The 20,035-nt window shown below is 49.8% G+C and carries 19 protein-coding genes and 1 pseudogene; 13 read left to right on the plus strand and 7 right to left on the minus strand.

Features of this window, described 5'->3' with window-relative positions:
* Positions 1 to 3 precede the first annotated feature (3 nt).
* Positions 4 to 384, minus strand: coding sequence for a helix-turn-helix domain-containing protein (locus FEK66_RS04565; RefSeq protein WP_000084622.1), 381 nt, complete (start codon positions 382 to 384; stop codon positions 4 to 6).
* 88 nt (positions 385 to 472) lie between these two features.
* Between FEK66_RS04565 and qorB the strand changes: the two genes are divergently transcribed.
* The 3 genes from qorB (at position 473) to ytfE (ending at position 3,176) form a co-directional block, all read left to right on the plus strand.
* Positions 473 to 1,333 carry an NAD(P)H:quinone oxidoreductase gene (qorB, locus tag FEK66_RS04570; protein ID WP_135495119.1) on the plus strand — a complete coding sequence of 287 codons (861 nt, stop codon included), beginning with the start codon at positions 473 to 475 and terminating at the stop codon, positions 1,331 to 1,333.
* Positions 1,334 to 1,440: 107 nt separating this feature from the next.
* Positions 1,441 to 2,406: a DMT family transporter gene (locus FEK66_RS04575; protein ID WP_135495214.1), complete on the plus strand. Its 966-nt coding sequence runs from the start codon at positions 1,441 to 1,443 to the stop codon at positions 2,404 to 2,406.
* 107 nt (positions 2,407 to 2,513) lie between these two features.
* Entirely contained in the window at positions 2,514 to 3,176 is a 663-nt protein-coding gene (gene ytfE, locus FEK66_RS04580; RefSeq protein ID WP_130206037.1) for an iron-sulfur cluster repair protein YtfE, read from the plus strand.
* Positions 3,177 to 3,228: 52 nt separating this feature from the next.
* Here ytfE and FEK66_RS04585 read toward each other — a convergent pair whose 3' ends face one another.
* Together FEK66_RS04585 and FEK66_RS04590 are read right to left on the minus strand one after the other, a co-directional pair.
* Complete coding sequence (locus FEK66_RS04585) at positions 3,229 to 4,722, minus strand: hypothetical protein (RefSeq protein WP_135495120.1); 1,494 nt, start codon at positions 4,720 to 4,722, stop codon at positions 3,229 to 3,231.
* A gap of 32 nt (positions 4,723 to 4,754) precedes the next feature.
* Positions 4,755 to 5,912, minus strand: coding sequence for a hypothetical protein (locus FEK66_RS04590; protein ID WP_135408865.1), 1,158 nt, complete (start codon positions 5,910 to 5,912; stop codon positions 4,755 to 4,757).
* A gap of 126 nt (positions 5,913 to 6,038) precedes the next feature.
* Here FEK66_RS04590 and FEK66_RS26175 point away from each other — a divergent pair.
* A pseudogene (locus FEK66_RS26175) lies at positions 6,039 to 6,137 on the plus strand (hypothetical protein); the annotation flags it as partial.
* A gap of 41 nt (positions 6,138 to 6,178) precedes the next feature.
* Here FEK66_RS26175 and cycA read toward each other — a convergent pair.
* Both cycA and fklB read right to left on the minus strand, forming a co-directional pair.
* Positions 6,179 to 7,582, minus strand: coding sequence for a D-serine/D-alanine/glycine transporter (cycA, locus tag FEK66_RS04595; protein ID WP_130206033.1), 1,404 nt, complete (start codon positions 7,580 to 7,582; stop codon positions 6,179 to 6,181).
* Positions 7,583 to 7,883: 301 nt separating this feature from the next.
* Positions 7,884 to 8,504, minus strand: a complete 621-nt coding sequence (gene fklB, locus FEK66_RS04600; protein WP_064525832.1) for an FKBP-type peptidyl-prolyl cis-trans isomerase — start codon at positions 8,502 to 8,504, stop codon at positions 7,884 to 7,886.
* A 217-nt stretch (positions 8,505 to 8,721) separates the two neighbouring features.
* Between fklB and ytfB the strand changes: the two genes are divergently transcribed.
* Complete coding sequence (gene ytfB, locus FEK66_RS04605) at positions 8,722 to 9,360, plus strand: cell division protein YtfB (RefSeq protein ID WP_135495121.1); 639 nt, start codon at positions 8,722 to 8,724, stop codon at positions 9,358 to 9,360.
* Here ytfB and FEK66_RS04610 read toward each other — a convergent pair.
* Entirely contained in the window at positions 9,344 to 9,991 is a 648-nt protein-coding gene (locus FEK66_RS04610) for a TetR/AcrR family transcriptional regulator (RefSeq protein WP_135495122.1), read from the minus strand. The genes ytfB and FEK66_RS04610 overlap by 17 nt on opposite strands.
* Before the next feature lie 211 nt (positions 9,992 to 10,202).
* On the opposite strand from FEK66_RS04610, the gene FEK66_RS04615 reads away from it, so the two are divergent.
* Genes FEK66_RS04615 through FEK66_RS04650 form a run of 8 tightly spaced genes read left to right on the plus strand, consistent with a single transcriptional unit; the run spans position 10,203 to position 19,126 of the window.
* Entirely contained in the window at positions 10,203 to 10,994 is a 792-nt protein-coding gene (locus tag FEK66_RS04615) for a 3-ketoacyl-ACP reductase (protein WP_130216695.1), read from the plus strand.
* Between the two features lie 9 nt (positions 10,995 to 11,003).
* Positions 11,004 to 11,846 carry a sugar phosphate isomerase/epimerase family protein gene (locus FEK66_RS04620; protein WP_130206027.1) on the plus strand — a complete coding sequence of 281 codons (843 nt, stop codon included), beginning with the start codon at positions 11,004 to 11,006 and terminating at the stop codon, positions 11,844 to 11,846.
* 9 nt (positions 11,847 to 11,855) lie between these two features.
* Positions 11,856 to 12,632: an enoyl-CoA hydratase/isomerase family protein gene (locus FEK66_RS04625; protein WP_135495123.1), complete on the plus strand. Its 777-nt coding sequence runs from the start codon at positions 11,856 to 11,858 to the stop codon at positions 12,630 to 12,632.
* 9 nt (positions 12,633 to 12,641) lie between these two features.
* Positions 12,642 to 14,183: a CoA-transferase gene (locus FEK66_RS04630; protein WP_138211417.1), complete on the plus strand. Its 1,542-nt coding sequence runs from the start codon at positions 12,642 to 12,644 to the stop codon at positions 14,181 to 14,183.
* Positions 14,180 to 16,261: an FAD-binding protein gene (locus FEK66_RS04635; RefSeq protein ID WP_135495124.1), complete on the plus strand. Its 2,082-nt coding sequence runs from the start codon at positions 14,180 to 14,182 to the stop codon at positions 16,259 to 16,261. The genes FEK66_RS04630 and FEK66_RS04635 overlap by 4 nt, the downstream gene beginning before the upstream one ends.
* Before the next feature lie 20 nt (positions 16,262 to 16,281).
* The gene (locus tag FEK66_RS04640; protein ID WP_130259525.1) at positions 16,282 to 16,758 is read left to right on the plus strand and encodes a TRAP transporter small permease; all 477 of its coding nucleotides are present in this window, start codon (positions 16,282 to 16,284) and stop codon (positions 16,756 to 16,758) included.
* Between the two features lie 42 nt (positions 16,759 to 16,800).
* Positions 16,801 to 18,102: a TRAP transporter large permease gene (locus FEK66_RS04645; RefSeq protein WP_130206017.1), complete on the plus strand. Its 1,302-nt coding sequence runs from the start codon at positions 16,801 to 16,803 to the stop codon at positions 18,100 to 18,102.
* A gap of 52 nt (positions 18,103 to 18,154) precedes the next feature.
* Positions 18,155 to 19,126: a TRAP transporter substrate-binding protein gene (locus FEK66_RS04650; protein ID WP_135495125.1), complete on the plus strand. Its 972-nt coding sequence runs from the start codon at positions 18,155 to 18,157 to the stop codon at positions 19,124 to 19,126.
* 56 nt (positions 19,127 to 19,182) lie between these two features.
* Here the strand turns inward: FEK66_RS04650 and FEK66_RS04655 are convergent, their stop codons facing one another.
* On the minus strand, positions 19,183 to 20,034 hold the full coding sequence (locus FEK66_RS04655; RefSeq protein WP_135495126.1) for a hypothetical protein: 852 nt from the start codon (positions 20,032 to 20,034) through the stop codon (positions 19,183 to 19,185).
* Between the last annotated feature and the right edge of the window lies 1 nt (position 20,035).

A 20,035-nucleotide genomic window follows, 5' to 3' on the forward strand; every position in this document is an offset into this window, starting at 1 on the left:
CTGTTATGCCGCACGTTCATCCCGCACCGCCAACACCTCGGGCAAATTCAACTCAATCCAGTCCGCCAGTGCAGCAACCTTTTCGCTCACCTGCTCGCCCAGCGGCGTGAGGCTATATTCCACATGCGGCGGCACCACCGGATACGCGATACGGTTAAGAAAACCATCCTGCTCTAACGCCTGTAACGACTGCGCAAGCATCTTTTCACTCACCCCGCCGATTTTGCGCCGCAGGTCGCTAAAGCGATGAGTACCTTCGCGTAGCGCCACCAGAATCAATACCCCCCAACGGCTGGTGACGTGTTTCAACACCTCGCGCGACGGGCACTGTTCAGCAAAGAGATTTCCCTCTTTCAGTTGTTGCGACAGGCTAACCTGACTCATCTCATACTTACCTTTTTGTACGTACTTACTAAAAGTAAGTTTAGGTGTTAGCGTATTTAAACACAAGACAAACAGATGGAGACTTCCCATGATCGCTATTACTGGCGCAACTGGCCAACTTGGTCACTATGTTATTGAATCCTTGATGAAATCGGTTTCTGCCAGCCAAATAGTGGCTATTGTCCGCAATCCGGAAAAAGCCCATGCATTGAACGCACAAGGCATTGCCGTGCGTCAGGCTGACTACGGAAATGAAGCCGCACTGACATCTGCGCTACAGGGCGTGGAAAAACTGCTGCTGATCTCTTCCAGCGAAGTGGGTCAACGTGCCCCGCAGCATCGTAATGTTATTAATGCCGCAAAGGCGGCTGGCGTGAAATTTATCGCTTATACCAGCCTGCTACATGCAGATACCTCACCGCTCGGCCTCGCCGATGAGCACATCGAAACCGAGAAAATGCTGGCTGATTCTGGCATCGTTTACACCCTGCTGCGCAACGGCTGGTACACCGAAAACTACCTCGCCAGCGCCCCGGCAGCACTGGAACACGGCGTATTTATCGGTGCGGCGGGCGATGGCAAAATCGCCTCAGCCATGCGCGCAGATTATGCAGAAGCTGCGGCGCGCGTAATGAGCGAAACAGGCCACGAAGGCAAAATTTATGAACTGGCAGGTGATAGTGCCTGGACGCTGACACAGTTAGCGGCAGAGCTGACCAAACAGAGCGGCAAACAGGTTACCTATCAAAACCTGAGCGAAGCCGATTTCGCCGCGGCACTGAAAAGCGTCGGACTGCCTGGCGGACTGGCGGATATGCTGGCGGATTCTGACGTTGGCGCATCGAAAGGCGGTCTGTTTGATGACAGCAAAACGCTTAGCAAATTAATTGGCCGCCCAACGACAACGCTAGCCGAAAGCGTAAGCCATCTTTTTAATGTTAATAACTAGTTAATTAAAGTGGCATCCTCCCGCATCCTCTCTGATAATGACGGGATGCCGGGAGCAATCACGTCTGCTTCCTGAACTTTCTTCTGACAGACCAATGGATGCCAGTAATGATTAGCGGCGTGCTGTACGCCCTGTTAGCAGGGTTGATGTGGGGGCTTATTTTTGTCGGGCCGTTGATCGTGCCAGAATACCCGGCGATGTTGCAGTCGATGGGGCGTTATCTGGCGTTAGGGTTAATTGCGCTGCCCATTGCCTGGCTGGGACGCGTGCGTCTGCGTCAGTTGGCGCGTCGCGACTGGCTTACCGCACTAATGCTCACCATGATGGGCAACCTGATCTATTACTTCTGTCTCGCCAGTGCCATTCAACGTACCGGCGCGCCTGTTTCCACGATGATTATCGGAACTCTGCCGGTAGTTATTCCTGTCTTCGCCAATCTGCTTTATAGCCAGCGCGACGGCAAACTCGGGTGGGGAAAACTCGCCCCGGCGCTGGTTTGTATTGGCATCGGCCTGTCGTGTGTGAATATTGCTGAGTTAAACCACGGACTCCCCGATTTTGACTGGGCTCGTTATACCTCAGGCATCGTGCTGGCGTCAGTCTCTGTAGTCTGTTGGGCGTGGTATGCCCTGCGCAACGCCCGCTGGCTGCGGGAAAACCCAGACAAACATCCAATGATGTGGGCGACGGCCCAGGCACTGGTCACACTGCCGGTTTCTCTCATCGGCTATCTCGTCGCTTGTTACTGGCTGAATACCCAAACGCCGGACTTCTCCCTACCCTTTGGCCCCCGTCCGCTGGTGTTTATCAGCCTGATGATTGCGATTGCCGTGCTTTGCTCATGGGTCGGCGCGCTTTGCTGGAACGTCGCCAGCCAGCGATTACCGACAGTGATTCTCGGGCCGCTGATTGTTTTCGAAACGCTGGCAGGTTTGCTGTACACCTTTTTGCTACGCCAACAAATTCCACCGCTGATGACGCTGAGCGGTATCGCGCTGTTAGTGGTTGGCGTGGTTATTGCGGTCAGAGCAAAACCGGAAAAGCCTTTAACTGAATCTGTCTCAGAAAGTTGACATGCTGGCAGTGAGTTAAATAAGCCTCTGCTACGTAAGGGTTATAGCTTTTGCCTTAAAGATGCATTTAAAATACATCTTATATTATTAAGAATGAGGTATCAGCTATGGCTTATCGCGACCAACCTTTAGGTGAACTGGCGCTCTCTATTCCTCGCGCTTCGGCTCTGTTTCGTCAATATGATATGGATTACTGCTGTGGCGGTAAGCAGACGCTGGCTCGTGCTGCGGCACGTAAAGAGCTGGATGTTGACGTCATTGAGGCCGAGCTGGCAAAGCTTGCTGAACAACCGATTGAGAAAGACTGGCGTAGCGCGCCGCTGGCAGAAATCATCGACCATATCATCGTGCGCTACCACGATCGTCACCGCGAGCAACTGCCGGAGCTGATCCTGCAAGCGACTAAAGTCGAGCGCGTTCACGCCGACAAACCGAGCGTTCCAAAAGGGCTGACAAAATATCTGACTATGCTGCATGAAGAGCTTTCCAGCCACATGATGAAAGAAGAGCAGATCCTCTTCCCGATGATCAAACAAGGCATGGGCAGCCAGGCAATGGGGCCAATCAGCGTGATGGAAAGCGAGCACGATGAAGCGGGTGAACTGCTGGAAGTGATTAAACACACCACCAATAACGTCACACCGCCGCCGGAAGCCTGCACCACCTGGAAAGCGATGTATAACGGCATTAATGAACTGATTGATGACCTGATGGAGCACATCAGTCTGGAAAACAATGTACTGTTCCCGCGCGCGCTGGCGGGTGAGTGATTTGTTCGATCAACGATCCTGACATGAGCAGGATCGTTGATTATTAAGTGATTCAGTCATTCAATGGAAGTAATTCATTGTTGTAACTGGTGTATCTGCCTTCAACGGTAAGCAGACTGCCATTTTTATCAAGATGCGCCGCATTGAGTTGCCGAGTCTCATTACGCCGCTTCGCATCACGAACCAGCCCATCGCCTACGTAATAAATATAATGGTCATCATGAGCAAAGGTATCTGATAATTGACCATTAGCGTCTTTAAACCAGGTCCATTGGCCTTTCAGTTCAAAATGCTCAACCGTGTCTCCATTAATAAAATACGTATAGCGATCGTCATGTGCTAAATAATTTAATGGTGTGCCATCGGAGCTTTTATACCACTGCCATTGCCCATTGATATCAAAAATAGTCACATCATCGCTCGCAATGAAATAAACTTTGTTCCCTACAACATTAGCACCTTCCTGTAATTCTTGTTGTGGGCCTGGTAAATGTATGACCGACAGCGTTTTTTCGACCCCAGAAACATACTTCACCAGATAGAGCGAATCTTTATATTGCGCCACATTATCCGTCAGATGGCGAAAATATTCCGGATCAACATCAGGAATGGTCGCAACCCGGCAGTCATTGGCACGCCTGGAAGCATCTCGGGTCATCCAGGTTACTTTATCCCGCTGTAGATCAAACGTACTCCGGCAATCTTTACCGAATGAATAACGTTTCTCCCCGTCTTTATCGCGATAAATCAGCAGTGAACCGGCTATCCAGCGCACAATATGAAAGGTATCCGGATCGGCGTTGATGGCATCTCCATTCACAAAGACCTGCGATTTAGTCCGCCAGATGGTATCCCAGGGTCCCGGATTACTTTTGCTTTCGCAGCTATTAGGTGAATAAATAATGGGACGACGTGTCCAGGGTTTAATGTCAAGAATAGAATACCCTTGCGCACTACCTAACCAGCGCCCCTGAAAGTAAAGATTGCGACGATCTTTCAGCACATCCGCGGAATCAATTGAATTCATCCTCCCTCCCACCTGTTGCAGCGAATCCATATCGACCTGCTTTTCGCCGTGATTATCATCCGTGCGTTCGCCATCAAAATAGAGGCTGTCTTTATCGGCAGCAAAACGCCCCCATGCGCGGAATGTTGCGGCATCGACTTTCGGTATTCCCGGCGGGTTCTGAACTATTTTCCCTGCCCATAAAATATGGCGGCCATCAGTCAACCAGTCGAAACGCCAACCACCGTTGGTTCTGATATAAGCGCCACCATCCACCCGCACAAAATCATTATTGATATCATCAGGAGAATCATATTCATCATCAGTGCCGTCAGATACACGGCGCAGTTGTTTGAACTTCACCTGTGGTATATGAATATCCGGGAAATAGAGTCCGTAACCGTCGCTATCTTCAACGATATATTTTGTGCCTTGCCCCCACGGCTGGTAATAAAACACAGCAGTAGGCACACCGGAGCAGGCTAGTGAGGAGGTTGAAAATAAAGCCAGTGCGAGACAAAAGGGTTTAATTGGCAACATAGCGTCATCCTGAAGCTGTTAGCGTGAAGAGGTTATTTAAATAAGGGTTTAAGACCGCTCGGGGGTTGCTTCACCGATGACCAACCTCCCTTACCTAAGTTATAACGCAGCCATTCACCTTGTTGGGCGTGCTCTTTCCCAATTCCAGTCGCTTGTTGAGTGTAAAGCTGCCCGTCTGTTGATATAAACGTGTTAGTTAATCCCCAACTACCACCTGCTTCAAGTGAGTCGGAGAGATCCTCTGGCTTGAGATTAATCAACTCCCCTTCGCCCAGGGCGTTGGTTGTGACTTTATAAATTTGGTTCTTATATAAACCGGTATTCCGAACAAATAGATAAAAATATTCCGGATCAACTCCCGCCAGCGTTTCATAAATACACTCACTGCCCGCTGGAGTGGCTTTATGTTTGAGCCAGGACACGTTATTCAGACCAATATTAAAAGGTGCACAGCGATAGCTGGTATCCTCCAGCTCATAGTCATGCTCACCGCTTTTATCGCGATAAACCAACCGTTCGCCAGGCATCCAACGTTTAATCTGAAAGGTTTTGCGATCGGCGGGCAGCGGCTTGCCATTAACAATCACCTGCGAATTTGTCAGCACAACAAATTGCAGGGATGAATCATGCCGCACGATTTGAAACCCGTCAGCGCTTCCCAACCAGCGCCCCTTATGCCAGAGACTATTTTTATCACGCAGTAAATTCCAGATGTCCGTCTCTTCCAGCGTTGACATATCCACCTGCTTATCACCGCTATTATCATCGGTACGCTGGCCGTCAAAATAGACGCTGCGTTTATCGGCAGCGAAAGCGCCGAATGCCTGAAAACTGGCGGCATCGACTTTAGGTTTACCGGGTGGATTTTTCAGGACTTTGCCAGACCAAAGAACAGAGCGTCCATCGGTGAGCCAGGTATGCTGGCAATCCCCCTCATCATCGCAATCGAACTTATCGGGATTAAAATCGGACAGTAAACGGGTTTCTTGTTTATTGGCTAAATTGGCAATGCGCCAGAGGCGGGAAAAATTAACGTCCGGCAGTTCGGAGAGGATCTCATCTTTTTCTCCCTTCTGTTCGGCGACATAAACCGTGCTTTTCTCCTGCTGGCGGTAATAAAAATCTGCGCCCCAGGAAGGTGAAATGGAGAGAGGTAATGCGGCGATTAATAACCAACTGTGCTTAGCCATAGTGAACTCTGCAATGAGTGGCAAAGATCCACGGTAAGCCCGCGCCTGAGAGCTGTCGATGACAGGAAGTATTTTTAGGAATGTATAAAGACAAAGGAGATTGCTGACAAAGTGTGCTTTGTTCATGCCGGATGCGGCGTAAACGCCTTATCCGGCCTACAAAAGCACGCAAATTCAATATATTGCAGAGGTTCTGTAGGCCTGATAAGCGCAGCACATCAGGCAATTTTGCAGCCTGAAAGACACCCGCAGGTGCCTTAGCGGCATTACTTCGCCATGCGTTTTTTACCAATAAACAGCCAGCCCAGCCCCAGCGCGATAAACCACAGTGGGGTAACCAGCAGCGCCTGGCGGGTGTCATCTTCCAGCGTCAGCAGCACGATGACGAACACAAAGAACGCCATACATACCCAGCACATCAGCTTGCCGAGCGGCATCTTGTAGATTGACTTCTCATGCAGGTGCGGACGCTGTTTGCGATACACAAGGTATGAGCAAAGGATAATCGTCCAGACAAACATAAACAGAATCGCGGAAACCGTCGTGATCATCGTGAACGCGCCAATCACGCTTGGATTCACGTACAACATCACCACACCGCCGAGCAGACAGATACAAGAGAAGGTCAGCCCTTTCGCTGGTACGGCGCGTTTAGAGAGTTTAGCGAACGCTTTCGGCGCCACACCTTCCTGCGCCAGACCAAACAGCATGCGACTAGTAGAGAAGACACCACTGTTAGCGGAAGAAGCCGCAGACGTCAGCACCACAAAGTTGATCACGCTGGCAGCAGCAGGCAGCCCCACCAACACGAACAGTTCAACAAACGGGCTTTTATCCGGGACTACCGAACTCCACGGCGTCACGGACATAATCACAATCAGCGCGAAGACGTAGAACATAATGATGCGGATCGGAATAGAGTTAATTGCGCGCGGCAGTGATTTCTCTGGATCTTTGGTTTCCGCAGCAGTAGTACCTACCAGCTCAATCCCCACGAAAGCGAAAACCGCTATCTGGAATCCGGCAAAGAAGCCGCTTAAGCCTTTCGGGAACCAGCCGCCGTCATTCCACAAATGCGCAAATGACGCTTCCACACCGGTCGGAGACTGGAAGTGCATCATCACCATGACCAGGCCGACGATAATCAACGACACGATGGCGACGATTTTGATCATCGCAAACCAGAACTCCATCTCACCGAACATTTTCACGGTGGCGAGGTTCAGGGTCAGCAACAGCACAATAACCGCCAGCGAGGCGACCCAGTCAGATAGCCCCGGAAACCAGAACTGCGCATAAGCCGTGATGGCAACCACGTCCGCCATACCGGTAACCACCCAGCAGAACCAATAAGTCCAGCCAGTGAAATATCCTGCCCACGGCCCTAATAAATCGGAAGCGAAGTCACTAAAAGATTTGTATTCCAGATTCGAAAGCAGCAATTCCCCCATTGCCCGCATCACGAAAAAGAGCATAAAACCGATGATCATATAAACGAAAATGATCGACGGCCCGGCAAGACTGATTGTTTTACCGGATCCCATAAACAACCCCGTACCAATGGCGCCGCCAATGGCAATAAGCTGAATATGCCGGTTTGTGAGATTGCGCCGTAGCGACTGTTCAGCCGGAGCCTGATCATCGGCAACGACTTTTACCTGATCTACCATGTTTTTTCTTCCTGTCTGTGTTGTTCAGGCTCTGCGGCCTTTAGTCAGTCTATGATACGACGAATCTGTATCGGGACTCATCGATATTAGGAAACAATACGTGGGATGAATACTAAGATTTAGATCTAATGTTAATTTTATGTTTAAAATGAGTGTCATATCACGGTGATAACGCGAAACAGCTCACAAAAATACACGCTTACGGAGTGTTTGCAACACAAAATATCGCCTATTGGCAAACTGAAGGGTTTATTGCTAAATGCCTGCTCCCCTCTGGCTCGAGGGGAACAGAATACGCTGTTTAGAGGATTTCCAGCAGCTCGACTTCAAACACCAGGGTGCTGAACGGAGGGATGGACGCGCCAGCGCCACGCTCGCCATAGGCCAGTTCCTGCGGGATCGTCAGTTCCCACTTAGAACCTACTGGCATCAGAGTCAGTGCTTCAATCCAGCCAGGGATCACGCCGTTCACCGGGAATTCAGCCGGTTCGCCACGGGCAACAGAGCTGTCAAATACAGTGCCGTCGATCAATTTACCGGTGTAATGAACGCGGACGCGGTCGGTACGGGCAGGAATTGCGCCTTCGCCCTGGTTGATCACGCGGAATTGCAGGCCGGATTCAGTGCTGTTCACGCCTTCTTTTTTAGCGTTTTCTTCAAGATATTTCACACCTTCAGCAGCCATCGACTGGAAACGCTGACGACGAACAGCATCGGCACGTTCATGGATTTCACGCAGCGCGCGGTGCACCACATCAACCGGAACAGCCGGATGTTTGCCTTCCAGCGCGTCGGCAATACCTGCAACCAGCGCTTCTGGCAGCAGCCCTTCCAGACCAGATTCACTCAGTTGTTGCCCTACCTGCAAACCAATGCCGTAGCTTGCTTGCGCTTCGATGGTGTCAAAAGTTGGGGTGGTCATCGTATTTCCTTCCTCAGGGTATAAAGTAACGGGCAGCATATCAGCCACACTTCCTTGGGTAAAACTTTGTCGCGAGAGTGATGACAAATCCCGGGGAAAAAGAAACAATAGCAATATCCCGTATGAATATAATAGAGGCGGGTTTACCACGGACATCATAGCGTTAGCTTATTCATAGGCTATGATTGAGGAACAAGACGCGGAGCAGGAGGAAACCATGCCCGGGCGCTTTGAACTAAAACCAACCCTGGAGAAGGTCTGGCACGCGCCGGACAACTTTCGCTTCATGGATCCGCTACCACCGATGCATCGTCGGGGGATTATTATTGCCGCCATTATTTTGGTGGTCGGTTTTCTGCTTCCGTCTGAGGATGCGCCCGACTCCCCCGTCGTGACGCGTGAAGCGCAGCTGGATATTCAGTCGCAATCTCAGCCGCCGACAGAAGAACAACTTCGGGCGCAGCTAGTTACGCCGCAAAACGATCCGGATCAAGTTGCCCCGGTCGCTCCAGAACCAATACAGGAAGGTCAACCGGAAGAGCAGCCGCAAGCTACGCAAACGCAACCTTTCCAGCCAGATAGCGGCATTGACAATCAATGGCGCTCTTATCGTGTTGAAGCCGGTAAAACGATGGCACAACTGTTCCGCGACCACGGTCTGCCTCCTACCGATGTATACGCAATGGCACAGGTAGAAGGCGCGGGCAAACCATTAAGTAATTTGCAAAACGGGCAGATAGTGAAAATCCGCCAGAACGCCAGCGGCGTGGTGACGGGCTTAACCATTGATACGGGGAATAATCAACAAGTCTTGTTTACCCGCCAGCCGGATGGCAGTTTTATTCGCGCTCGATAGCTGAAGGGTCAATCAGAAGCCAGCTAAGGACAGTTTCTTTGATGACCTTACGTCTGGCTTCCAGCGCCTGCGGTGAAACCATACTGATGTGATAAACCAGGCCAAGTGTATGCTGGTTTATCAAATAATATCCCCCGAGTGCAGCAATATTAATATTCACCTGCAGCGGGTCGATATCTGGCTTAAAAATATTACGTTTCTTCCCTTCAGCCAATAATGTCTCCATTAACTGCAAGTGCGCGTGGTTAATATCCTGGAGGCGCTGTGATTTCGCATAATGCACACCTTTACTTTGGTTTTCGCTATGCACGATCTTTAGAAACCAGGGATTAGATATATAATAATCCCAGGTGAAATCGATAATTTCCTCTATGGCTTTTTGTGGCGGAAGGCCAGAAACATCAAGGGATCTTTCTTTTTGCCGAATATCATTCCAGGTATATTCCAGAACTTCAATAAATAAATTTTCTTTGTTCCCGAAGTGGTGATAAACCGTCTGTTTACTGCACCCTGCGGCCTTCACAATATTATCGACTCTGGCCCCTTCGTAGCCATATTCGGCAAATTCATTGACTGCGCATAACAACAATTTTTCCTTCAGGTTTTGCGCGTGACTGGTATCAAGATACATTCCGCTTCCCCACGTCTTCTTCGTGATGGCTATCATAACCGTATTTGATCTCAGCGACAGCAAAAAGGCAAAACATTGTCTTTCATCGAGTTATCAAATGTCCTGTGATCATTATCGCAGATCAACCAACCAGATGGTTGATCTTTTTGCTAACTAGTTGCAAGCTAACCATCACTTAAGGAAACAATATTCAAAAAAAGAGGATTAACCTATGAAATCCACTCGTCCTGTTGCTGTCATCACTGGCGCTGCACGTGGTATTGGAAAGGGTTGTGCGCTGGAACTTGCTCGTGGCGGGTTTAACCTGCTGATTAACGATCGCCCTGATGCCGACAGCGTAGAAAAACTGCATATCACACAACAAGAATGTATGGCAGAAGGCGTGGAAGTCATTTGCTTCCCTGCCGATGTCGGCGATCTCTCCCTACATGAAGAGATGCTCGACGCGGCGCAAAACCAGTGGGGGCGTCTGGACTGTCTGCTCAACAACGCAGGGATTTCAGTGAAAAAGCGCGGTGACCTCCTCGATCTCGAACCAGACAGTTTCGACCAAAACATTGCCATCAATACCCGCGCACCGTTCTTCCTCGCTCAGGCATTCAGTAAACGTCTGCTCGCACAGCCGAAGCCGGAAGCGGAGCTGCCGCACCGTTCGATTATTTTTGTCAGTTCCATAAACGCCATCATGCTGGCGATGAATCGCGGCGAATACACCATTGCCAAAACCGCCGTTTCTGCCGCTGCTCGTCTGTTTGCCGCTCGCCTTTGTAACGAACAAATTGGCGTCTATGAAGTGCGCCCTGGCCTAATAAAAACCGATATGACCATTCCGGCAACCGCCTATTACGACGAATTGATTGCCAAAGGTCTGGTGCCGTGGGGACGTTGGGGTTATCCGGCTGATATCGCCTCCACTGTCCGCGCGATGGCGGAAGGCAAACTGATTTACACCTGTGGTCAGGCGGTCGCCATCGACGGCGGCTTAAGTATGCCGCGCTTCTGAGGCTGAATCATGAGAGATCTGTTACAACGCCCTGATTTATTCAGCATTAATACCGCGACGCTGGGTTATAAAACGCCGCTGCCCGCCATTATTGACGCTTGCGCCGCGCGCGGTATTGGCGCAATAGCCCCCTGGCGCAGAGAATTGCAGGGCGAAGATCTCCAGCAGATCGCCCGCCAACTCGCCGCCAGTAACATGAGCGTCTCCGGTTTGTGCCGTAGCACTTACTACACCGCACCGACGCTGGCGGAACGCAAACTAGCGATTGATGATAACCGCCGGGCGCTGGACGACGCCGCCGTGCTTAACGCCGCCTGTTATATGCAGGTGGTTGGTGGACTGCCAACGGGTACAAAAGATCTGTATGAGGCGCGGGAACAGGTGAAACAAGGGATTCGCCAGTTACTACCGCATTCGAAAGAGGTCGGCGTGCCGATTGCGCTGGAACCGCTGCACCCGATGACCGCAGCCGATCGTTCCTGTTTGTGCACGTTACGCCAGGCGCTGGACTGGTGTGATGAACTCGATCCCGATGGCGAATTTGGCCTCGGCGTCGCGGTAGATGTCTACCACGTTTGGTGGGATCCGGAGCTCGCCAGCCAAATCCTGCGTGCCGGAAAACGCATTCTCGCGTTTCATGTTTCCGACTGGTTAGTACCAACCACCGATCTGGTCAATGATCGGGGAATGCCGGGAGATGGCGTCATCAATATTCCGTCAATCCGTCGGCTGGTTGAAAACGCCGGATTTAATGGCGCTATTGAACTGGAAATATTCTCGCCGTACTGGTGGCAGAAAGATATTAACAGCACGCTGGATATTAGCGTCGATCGCATCGCGCATTATTGTTAAGGAATGAACATGAGTGACCAACCCGTTCTGTTCAGCAGAGCGGCGGCTACCTGCCGCCTGACATTGAACCGTGAAGATAAATGTCATGCTATTAATGAAGAAATGATCGAATCTCTCGATCATTATTTAAATGAAATTGAAAACGACACCACATTACGATTAGTCGAATTAACTGCTACCGGCGATAAATTCTTTTGTGCAGGCGGCGATATTAAATCGTGGTCAGCCTATTCGCCATTAGATATGGGCAGAAAATGGATTAAACGCGGTAATGAGGTTTTTAATCGCCTGCGCAATTTACCCCAATTAACCGTTGCGAATCTCAACGGTCATACCATTGGCGGTGGGATTGAACTTGCTTTGTGCTGCGATATTCGTATTGCTCGCCCCAGCGCGAAATTCTCTAACCCGGAAGTGATGCTCGGTATGGTGCCTGGCTGGATGGGCATTGAACGCGTGCTTAATCAGGTCGGTCCGGTGGTCGGTCGCCAGATGCTGATGCTGGGGAAACGTCTGACGGCACATGAAGCCCAGGCGGCGAATTTAATTGATGAAGTGGTGGAAAAAGAACAGGTAGAAAGCTGGATGGCGAATCAGTTAGCGCAGCTGGAAAAATGTGGTCCGGTGGCACTGGCGCATATTAAGCAACTGATTCTGGCGCTGGAAAATAAACACGCCGATTACTCGCACCAGTTACTGGCAGGGTTAATGTCCGCCACTCAGGATTGCCAGCAGGCGACGCGCGCGTTTGCCGAAAAAAGTAGCGTGAGCTTCCACAATCAATAAGGAAATTGTATGCGTAAGATATCAACCGCCGAGGCACTGGCGGCGCAAATTCAGGACGGCGCAACCATTGCCATTAGCGGTAACGGCGGCGGCATGGTGGAAGCTGACCATATTCTGGCAGCCATTGAAGCTCGTTTCCTGCAAACCGGACACCCGCGCGATCTGACATTAATCCACTCGCTGGGTATTGGCGATCGCGACAGCAAAGGTACCAATCGCTTCGCTCATGCCGAAATGCTCAAACGCATAATTGCCGGACACTTTACCTGGTCGCCCAAAATGCAGGAACTGGTGAAAAACAATGCCATTGAAGCCTACTGCTTCCCGGGCGGCGTAATTCAGGCTCTGCTGCGGGAGATCGGCGCCGGACGTCCGGGACTTTTTACCCACGTAGGGTTGGGATCGTTTGTTGATCCGCGTAATGGCGGCGGGAAGTCAAACGCTTGCACCACCGATGATCTGGTAGAACTGATTGAAATTGATGGTGAAACCAAACTCCGCTATCGCCCTTTCAAAGTGGACTATGCCATTTTGCGCGGCACTTATGCCGATCCGCGTGGCAACGTCAGCCTCGAAGAAGAAGCGATTGATATGGATAGCTATTCGATGGCGCTGGCAGCACACAACAGCGGCGGCAAAGTGTTCGTACAGGTGCGCGATGTACTGGAAGCAGGCGCGCTTGAACCACGTAGAGTCAAGCTTCCGGGGATTCTGGTCGATGGCATCGTTGAACACCGCGAACAACCGCAAACCTATCTTGGTGGTTACGACCTGACAATTAGTGGTCAACATCGCCGTCTGAGTTCTAACGACGCTATTGAACTGGTTAGTCATCCGGTACGTCGTCTGATTGCCCGTCGGGCAGCACGTGAACTGGTAGCTGGTGCTTCAACCAACTTTGGCTTTGGTATTCCGGGCGGTATTCCTGGCGTTGCGCTGCGTGAAGGCGTGCCTTATCAAAGTTTGTGGCTAAGTGTTGAGCAAGGCGTACATAACGGCATGATGCTGGATGACGCGTTTTTTGGCTGTGCCCGTAACGCCGACGCCATTATCCCTTCGCTGGATCAATTCGAATTCTACAGCGGCGGCGGTATCGATATCACTTTCCTCGGCATGGGCGAGATGGATCAGCACGGCAACGTCAACGTTTCGCATCTCAACGGCAATCTGATCGGCCCCGGCGGCTTCCTCGAAATTGCACAAAACGCCCGAAAAGTGGTGTTCTGCGGCACGTTTGACGCCAAAGGCAGCAAAATCGATGTAACGCCAGATGGCCTGCATATAGCTCAGTCAGGTCAGATCCCCAAACTGGTTACTCAGGTGGAAAAAATTACCTTTAGCGCCGCCTACGCACAGCAAAGTGGTCAAGAAGTGTTGTATATCACTGAACGCGCGGTATTCCAGTTAACGGCAGAAGGCGTTGAATTAATTGAGATCGCGCCGGGTGTGGAGATTGAGCGCGACATTCTGCCGTTTATGGCCTTCCGCCCGATTATCAGGCAACCACGTCTGATGGAAAGCAGCCTGTTTACGCCAATGGAGGATGCATGAGCCAGCTTGATGACGCCATCCTCGATTCGCTGACGCACGTCACTTTTCCAAAGGGGTTTGTGTCAGCAGAACCAACGTCAATTGTCACCGTTGAGGATATTGATTACCCGATCTGGCAAGTTGATGCGCTGGTCGTTGGTAGCGGCGCAGCAGGATTACGTGCGGCGGTTGAGCTGAAACGTCGCCTGCAAAATGTACTGATCGCGACCGCCGGGTTATACATGGGAACGTCAGCGTGTTCCGGTTCTGATAAACAAACACTGTTTACCGCCGCTACTGCGGGCAACGGAGACAATTTTGCCAAACTGGCCGAGGCACTGGCGAGCGGTGGCGCAATGGATCACGACACCGCTTATGTCGAGGCGGTCGGTTCTCTGCATACCCTCGGCGGTCTGCAATATCTTGGTCTGGAATTACCGGAAGATCGCTATGGCGCAATTCTCCGTTATCAAACCGACCATGACGAAGCCGGACGCGCAACCTCCTGTGGACCGCGGACATCTCGCCTGATGGTAAAAGTATTGCTGGAGGAAGTGCAGCGCCTCGCCATCCCAATGTTGACCAGTGCAACGGTGATTAAGCTCCTGCATCAGTGCGGAGAGAATGGCGAAGATCGCGTTGCGGGGGCTATTCTCGCAACCGGTTCCCGCGCTCATAACCCCTGGGGGCTGGCCATTGTGACTACGCCCAATGTGGTACTGGCAACGGGCGGACCGGGCGAGCTTTATCGCGACAGTGTTTATCCACATAAATGCTTCGGCTCGCTGGGACTGGCCCTGGAAGAAGGTCTGACGCTAACCAATCTGACAGAAAGCCAGTTTGGTATAGGCACGCCACGCAGCACGTTTCCGTGGAATTTATCCGGCACCTATGTGCAGGTGATCCCGTATATCTATTCTGTGGATGCTGAGGGCAACGAGTATAACTTCCTTGCAGATTACTATCGCACCACCCAGGAACTGGCTTCAAACATCTTCCGTAAAGGTTATCAGTGGCCGTTTCACGCCACGCGGGTAATGGATTTTGGCTCCAGCTTGTTAGATATGGCGGTGGCGCAAGAGCAGCAATCAGGTCGCCAGGTATTTATGGATTTCAATCGCAATCCTGAAGCGGTGCCTGGTGATTTGCCGTTCTCATTGGATCGATTGGACGACGACGTTCGCGCATATCTTGAAAACAACGGCGCCCTGGCGCAATCGCCCATCGAACGCCTGCAACGAATGAATCCGCTGTCTATCTCGCTGTACAAGATGCACGGCTACGATCTCACCGCGCAGCCTCTGCAGTTCGCCATGAACAATCAACATATGAATGGCGGTATAGAAGTGGATATCTGGGGGCAAACCTCCCTGCCTGGTTGCTTCGCGGTGGGAGAAGTTGCCGGAACTCACGGCGTTACCCGGCCTGGCGGCGCGGCACTGAATGCTGGACAGGTTTTTGCAGTGCGCCTGGCGCGTTTTATTGGTTGCACGCAGAAGCAGTCTGTTGATGGGGATATTGCACAACTGACCGCTCCGGCCCTGGCGTCCATAAGAGAGATCATTACTCAGGCGCACGATAACGGGACCGGGATGCCATTGTCATTGGTTAAGGAAAAAATTCAGGCACGAATGTCTGATCATGCGGGGTTTATTTGCCATGCCGATAAAGTCCGACGTGCCACTCGTGATGCCCTGCTATTGAACGAATTTGTCCAACAGCATGGATTGGCTATCAAACATGTGGGCGAAGTTGCCGAGCTGTTTATGTGGCGGCATATGGCGCTGACCTCTGCTGCCGTATTGACACAGTTGACGCATTATATTGATGCCGATGGTGGTAGCCGTGGGGCTCGTATTATTCTCGACGGAGATGGAAATTCTATTCCGCAAACACGAAATGGTTTTTGTGATGCTTGGCGCTTTCGTTCAGAGCGTACTGAGGATAAAAAAGATAAGCTACTTATTCATTATTGCAATGGTATCTTTCACGTCAGAAAAGCACCTGTTCGTGAGTTTCCCATTATCCGCGGCATTTGGTTTGAAAAAAACTGGCCTGGTTTTCTTAATGGGACAATTTACCAGCCACAGGATGAATGATATTGCAAAGGTTAATCACTATGCGAAATATAATTAGATCTATTAATGCTCTGCTTGCAACATTGAATATTACCATTTTGGCGATCATTGTGGCATGTGTGACATGGCAGGTGGTAGCACGATTTATATTTAAAAGCCCCAGTATATTTACGGATGAGCTCAGTCGTTTGCTTTTTATTTGTCTTGGCCTTTTTGGTGGTGCCTATACCGCGGGGCAGAACCGGCACCTGGCGATTGACCTGCTTCCTATGATGCTGAAAGGAAAAGCACGGCGTCATTTATTTTTGTGTATTCAGACTATCGTTATTATCTTCGCCACCATCATTATGGTATATGGTGGTGGGCTATTAACTATGGACACATTCGATTCAGGTCAAACCTCACCCGCTTTAGGTTGGCAGATGGGATATATCTATATGAGCATCCCGATTAGTGGTGTACTTATTATTATATACACCATAGATATGGTTTTAACAGAACTTAAACAACCACGCTAAAGATAATAAACAACAACCAACCATAGTAGGAATGGAGAAATTATGGATTACTGGTTACCGATTATTGTGTTATTTGGTGCCTTCTTTTTTATGTTGGCATTAGGTGTACCTATTGTTTATGCCATTGGTTTATCGACACTGGCATCAATTTCCACACAACTCGATTTCAACTCAGCATTGAGTGTGGTTTCCCAAAAGTTAGCCTCCGGGTTAGATAGTTTTACGTTGTTGGCAATCCCATTTTTTATCTTGTCTGGCAACATTATGAATCATGGAGGAATAGCACGAAGGCTAATTAACTTTGCGCGAATTCTTGGCGGTCGTCTGCCAGGCTCACTTGCTCACTGTAATATTCTTGCCAATATGCTGTTCGGGGCAATTTCTGGTTCAGCCGTTGCTTCGGCGGCGGCGATGGGCGGTGTCATGCATCCGCAACAGGTTAAAGAAGGCTACGACCCGGCATTCAGCACTGCGGTTAACGTTGCTTCTGCTCCTACTGGTTTACTTATTCCACCAAGCAATACGTTGATCGTCTATTCACTGGTCAGCGGCGGTACGTCTATTGCTGCACTGTTCCTGGCAGGGTATGTTCCGGGAATTTTACTGGGCCTGGCGCTGATGGTCGTCGCCGGTATTATCGCGGTACGTCGCGGATACCCCAAACCAGAACGCCCAACTTTACGCCAGGCTGGAGTGGCTATATGGATGGCGATCCCCAGTATTTTCCTGATTGTGTTAATTATGGGCGGTGTACTAAGCGGTGTTTTTACCCCGACAGAGGCTTCGGCAATTGCGGTAATTTATACCCTTTTCCTTGCGCTGGTTCTTTATCGTGAAATCTCAGTTAAAGATTTGCCTAAAATATTTCTGGAATCCGTCATTACCACCGCAATTGTTTTGTTATTGATCGGTTCTTCAATGGGCATGTCATGGGCTATGTCCAACGCTGACGTCCCCTTCCTGATCCTCGATTTGCTCAATACCATTTCTGATAATCCAATAGTAATCCTGCTTATTATCAATATTATCTTGTTGATCATTGGCACATTTATGGATATGACGCCAGCGGTACTGATTTTTACGCCGATATTTTTACCGGTTGTCACCGAACTGGGCATGGACCCGATTCACTTTGGTATTGTCATGGTACTGAACATGTGTATCGGTATTTGTACTCCGCCTGTAGGCAGTGTGTTATTTGTCGGTTGTAGTGTATCTAAATTACCGATTAATAAAATTATCAAACCTATGCTGCCATTCTATGCCGTGATGGTATTGGTGCTGGCAATGGTGACCTATATTCCGCAAATCAGTATGGCATTGCCAAGAGCACTGGGCTACTGATATGCATTCACTGGCGGCACCTGCCGCCATATTTATTAGAAAAGGAACATCTATGAAAATAAAAGTATCCGCTGGCATTATCGGTGCTGTTCTTATGTTATCCGCAAGCCAGTCCTGGGCAGTGACATTAAAACTGAGTCATAATCAGGATAAGTCTCATCCTGTTCATAAAGCGATGGAGTTCTTTGCGAAAAAGAGCAAAGAGTACTCTAACGGTGATATTACTATTCGTATTTATCCAAATGGAACATTGGGTACTCAACGAGAAACAATGGAGCTGATTCGTTCTGGCGCTATTCCGCTGGTAAAAACCAATGCGGCAGAAATGGAAGCATTTGAAAATTCTTATAAATTATTTAGCCTGCCTTATTTGTTCCGCGATCGTGATCATTATTATCAGGTGATGCAGGGCGATATCGGGAGAAAAATCCTCGACTCAACGAAAAGCAAAGGTTATTTCGGGCTGACTTTTTATGATGGAGGCGCCCGCAGCTTCTACGGCAATAAACCGGTACTGAAACCAGAGGATCTGAAAGGCATGAAAGTCCGTGTCCAGCCAAGTCCTGGCGCAGTTGAAATGATCAAAGTCATGGGCGGTAACCCGACGCCACTGGATTACGGCGAGCTGTATACAGCCTTACAGCAGGGCGTCGTCGATATGGCGGAAAACAGTGTGATGGCGCTGACCACCATGCGTCACGGTGAAGTGGCAAAATCCTTCAGCCTTGACGAACACACTATGGTTCCCGATGTGGTTCTGATGAGCAATGCTGCGTTTGATAAACTTAGCCCGGAAAATCAGGCTGCTATATTAAAAGCATCTAAAGAATCAATGAGCTACATGAAAGACTTGTGGAGCGAAGAAGAGAAACAAGAATTTGCGAAACTGGATAAAATGGGCGTGAAAGTCTACCAGGTTGATAAAGCTCCGTTTATCGAGAAAGTACAGCCAATGTACGCAAACTTCGCTAAGGATAACCCTGCCCTTGCCCCAATGCTGGCCGACATTCAGGCGACGAAGTAATTATCTTAATAGGGCTGCTTATTGCGGCCCTCATCGAATATATCGAAATAACTATTCTAAATTGACGCCCTGAACGCCTCTGCCATTAACTCTTGTTCACGACCAGGTAATCTAAGACGCTCGGCAATGGTTCGCCACTGACTGACAATTCCTCTAAAATTAGCAATAATGTCATCTGCTTCTGTCAAACCAAGTCGAAAATACTCCGCAACTTCTCGAGCTAATTCCAAATCAAGTGCATTAACGACCATTTCCCATCCACCAACATCATACTCATCTTTTGCACTGGGAAATTTAGCGATGTAGAGATGTCCTGCTTCATCAACAACACTGGCTTTCGGACGTGCCCCTCCTAATGATCCCCCCGGAGCGATTAGCATTCTTAACCATTTTTGCCCCATGAGTTCTCTATTATCAGGATCTTCTTCAATTGCCCGGCTAGCCCTTTCCAGACTCGCTATTTCGGTAAATGGTGGGGCTGCAACATCAATGCGGTTATCAAGAAACTCTCCAGTGTCTTCAAGTTTATATCGAAGAGCCCCAACCCGATAAAGATCATGTACACCTAATAAATAATCAGACTCATAAAGGTGGGAGTCTTTATCAAATAATCCGTCTCGGATATCCCTCTCAAAACGCCGCTTCATTAGCATGCGTCCCCAACGATCCGGGCAGGAATCACTAAATGCACCAAATTTATCCTTAGGAGGAATTGGGTACTGTGCTCCCTCATACAACATTATTTCAGGATCTAACTGAATAAAATTAAGTGCAGGATCTGCAAGCGCCTTTTTATCGTACTCAAACTCAAATATCTCACGCGCCCGGGTGCGACGACTGTGCAAATAACCAATACGCGCAGGACCATCCAGGCCTTCCCAATCCGCATACACTCCGATTAATGCCATA

It is taken from the genome of Escherichia sp. E1130 (assembly GCF_005781065.1).
Taxonomy (GTDB): Bacteria; Pseudomonadota; Gammaproteobacteria; order Enterobacterales; family Enterobacteriaceae; genus Escherichia.

Bases quoted from the DNA above. Each gene is read 5' to 3' on its own strand.
- FEK66_RS04565 (WP_000084622.1), bottom strand. From the start codon at position 384: ATGAGTCAGGTTAGCCTGTCGCAACAACTGAAAGAGGGAAATCTCTTT.
- qorB (WP_135495119.1), top strand. From the start codon at position 473: ATGATCGCTATTACTGGCGCAACTGGCCAACTTGGTCACTATGTTATT.
- FEK66_RS04575 (WP_135495214.1), top strand. From the start codon at position 1,441: ATGATTAGCGGCGTGCTGTACGCCCTGTTAGCAGGGTTGATGTGGGGG.
- ytfE (WP_130206037.1), top strand. From the start codon at position 2,514: ATGGCTTATCGCGACCAACCTTTAGGTGAACTGGCGCTCTCTATTCCT.
- FEK66_RS04585 (WP_135495120.1), bottom strand. From the start codon at position 4,722: ATGTTGCCAATTAAACCCTTTTGTCTCGCACTGGCTTTATTTTCAACC.
- FEK66_RS04590 (WP_135408865.1), bottom strand. From the start codon at position 5,912: ATGGCTAAGCACAGTTGGTTATTAATCGCCGCATTACCTCTCTCCATT.
- cycA (WP_130206033.1), bottom strand. From the start codon at position 7,582: ATGGTAGATCAGGTAAAAGTCGTTGCCGATGATCAGGCTCCGGCTGAA.
- fklB (WP_064525832.1), bottom strand. From the start codon at position 8,504: ATGACCACCCCAACTTTTGACACCATCGAAGCGCAAGCAAGCTACGGC.
- ytfB (WP_135495121.1), top strand. From the start codon at position 8,722: ATGCCCGGGCGCTTTGAACTAAAACCAACCCTGGAGAAGGTCTGGCAC.
- FEK66_RS04610 (WP_135495122.1), bottom strand. From the start codon at position 9,991: ATGTATCTTGATACCAGTCACGCGCAAAACCTGAAGGAAAAATTGTTG.
- FEK66_RS04615 (WP_130216695.1), top strand. From the start codon at position 10,203: ATGAAATCCACTCGTCCTGTTGCTGTCATCACTGGCGCTGCACGTGGT.
- FEK66_RS04620 (WP_130206027.1), top strand. From the start codon at position 11,004: ATGAGAGATCTGTTACAACGCCCTGATTTATTCAGCATTAATACCGCG.
- FEK66_RS04625 (WP_135495123.1), top strand. From the start codon at position 11,856: ATGAGTGACCAACCCGTTCTGTTCAGCAGAGCGGCGGCTACCTGCCGC.
- FEK66_RS04630 (WP_138211417.1), top strand. From the start codon at position 12,642: ATGCGTAAGATATCAACCGCCGAGGCACTGGCGGCGCAAATTCAGGAC.
- FEK66_RS04635 (WP_135495124.1), top strand. From the start codon at position 14,180: ATGAGCCAGCTTGATGACGCCATCCTCGATTCGCTGACGCACGTCACT.
- FEK66_RS04640 (WP_130259525.1), top strand. From the start codon at position 16,282: ATGCGAAATATAATTAGATCTATTAATGCTCTGCTTGCAACATTGAAT.
- FEK66_RS04645 (WP_130206017.1), top strand. From the start codon at position 16,801: ATGGATTACTGGTTACCGATTATTGTGTTATTTGGTGCCTTCTTTTTT.
- FEK66_RS04650 (WP_135495125.1), top strand. From the start codon at position 18,155: ATGAAAATAAAAGTATCCGCTGGCATTATCGGTGCTGTTCTTATGTTA.
- FEK66_RS04655 (WP_135495126.1), bottom strand. From the start codon at position 20,034: ATGGCATTAATCGGAGTGTATGCGGATTGGGAAGGCCTGGATGGTCCT.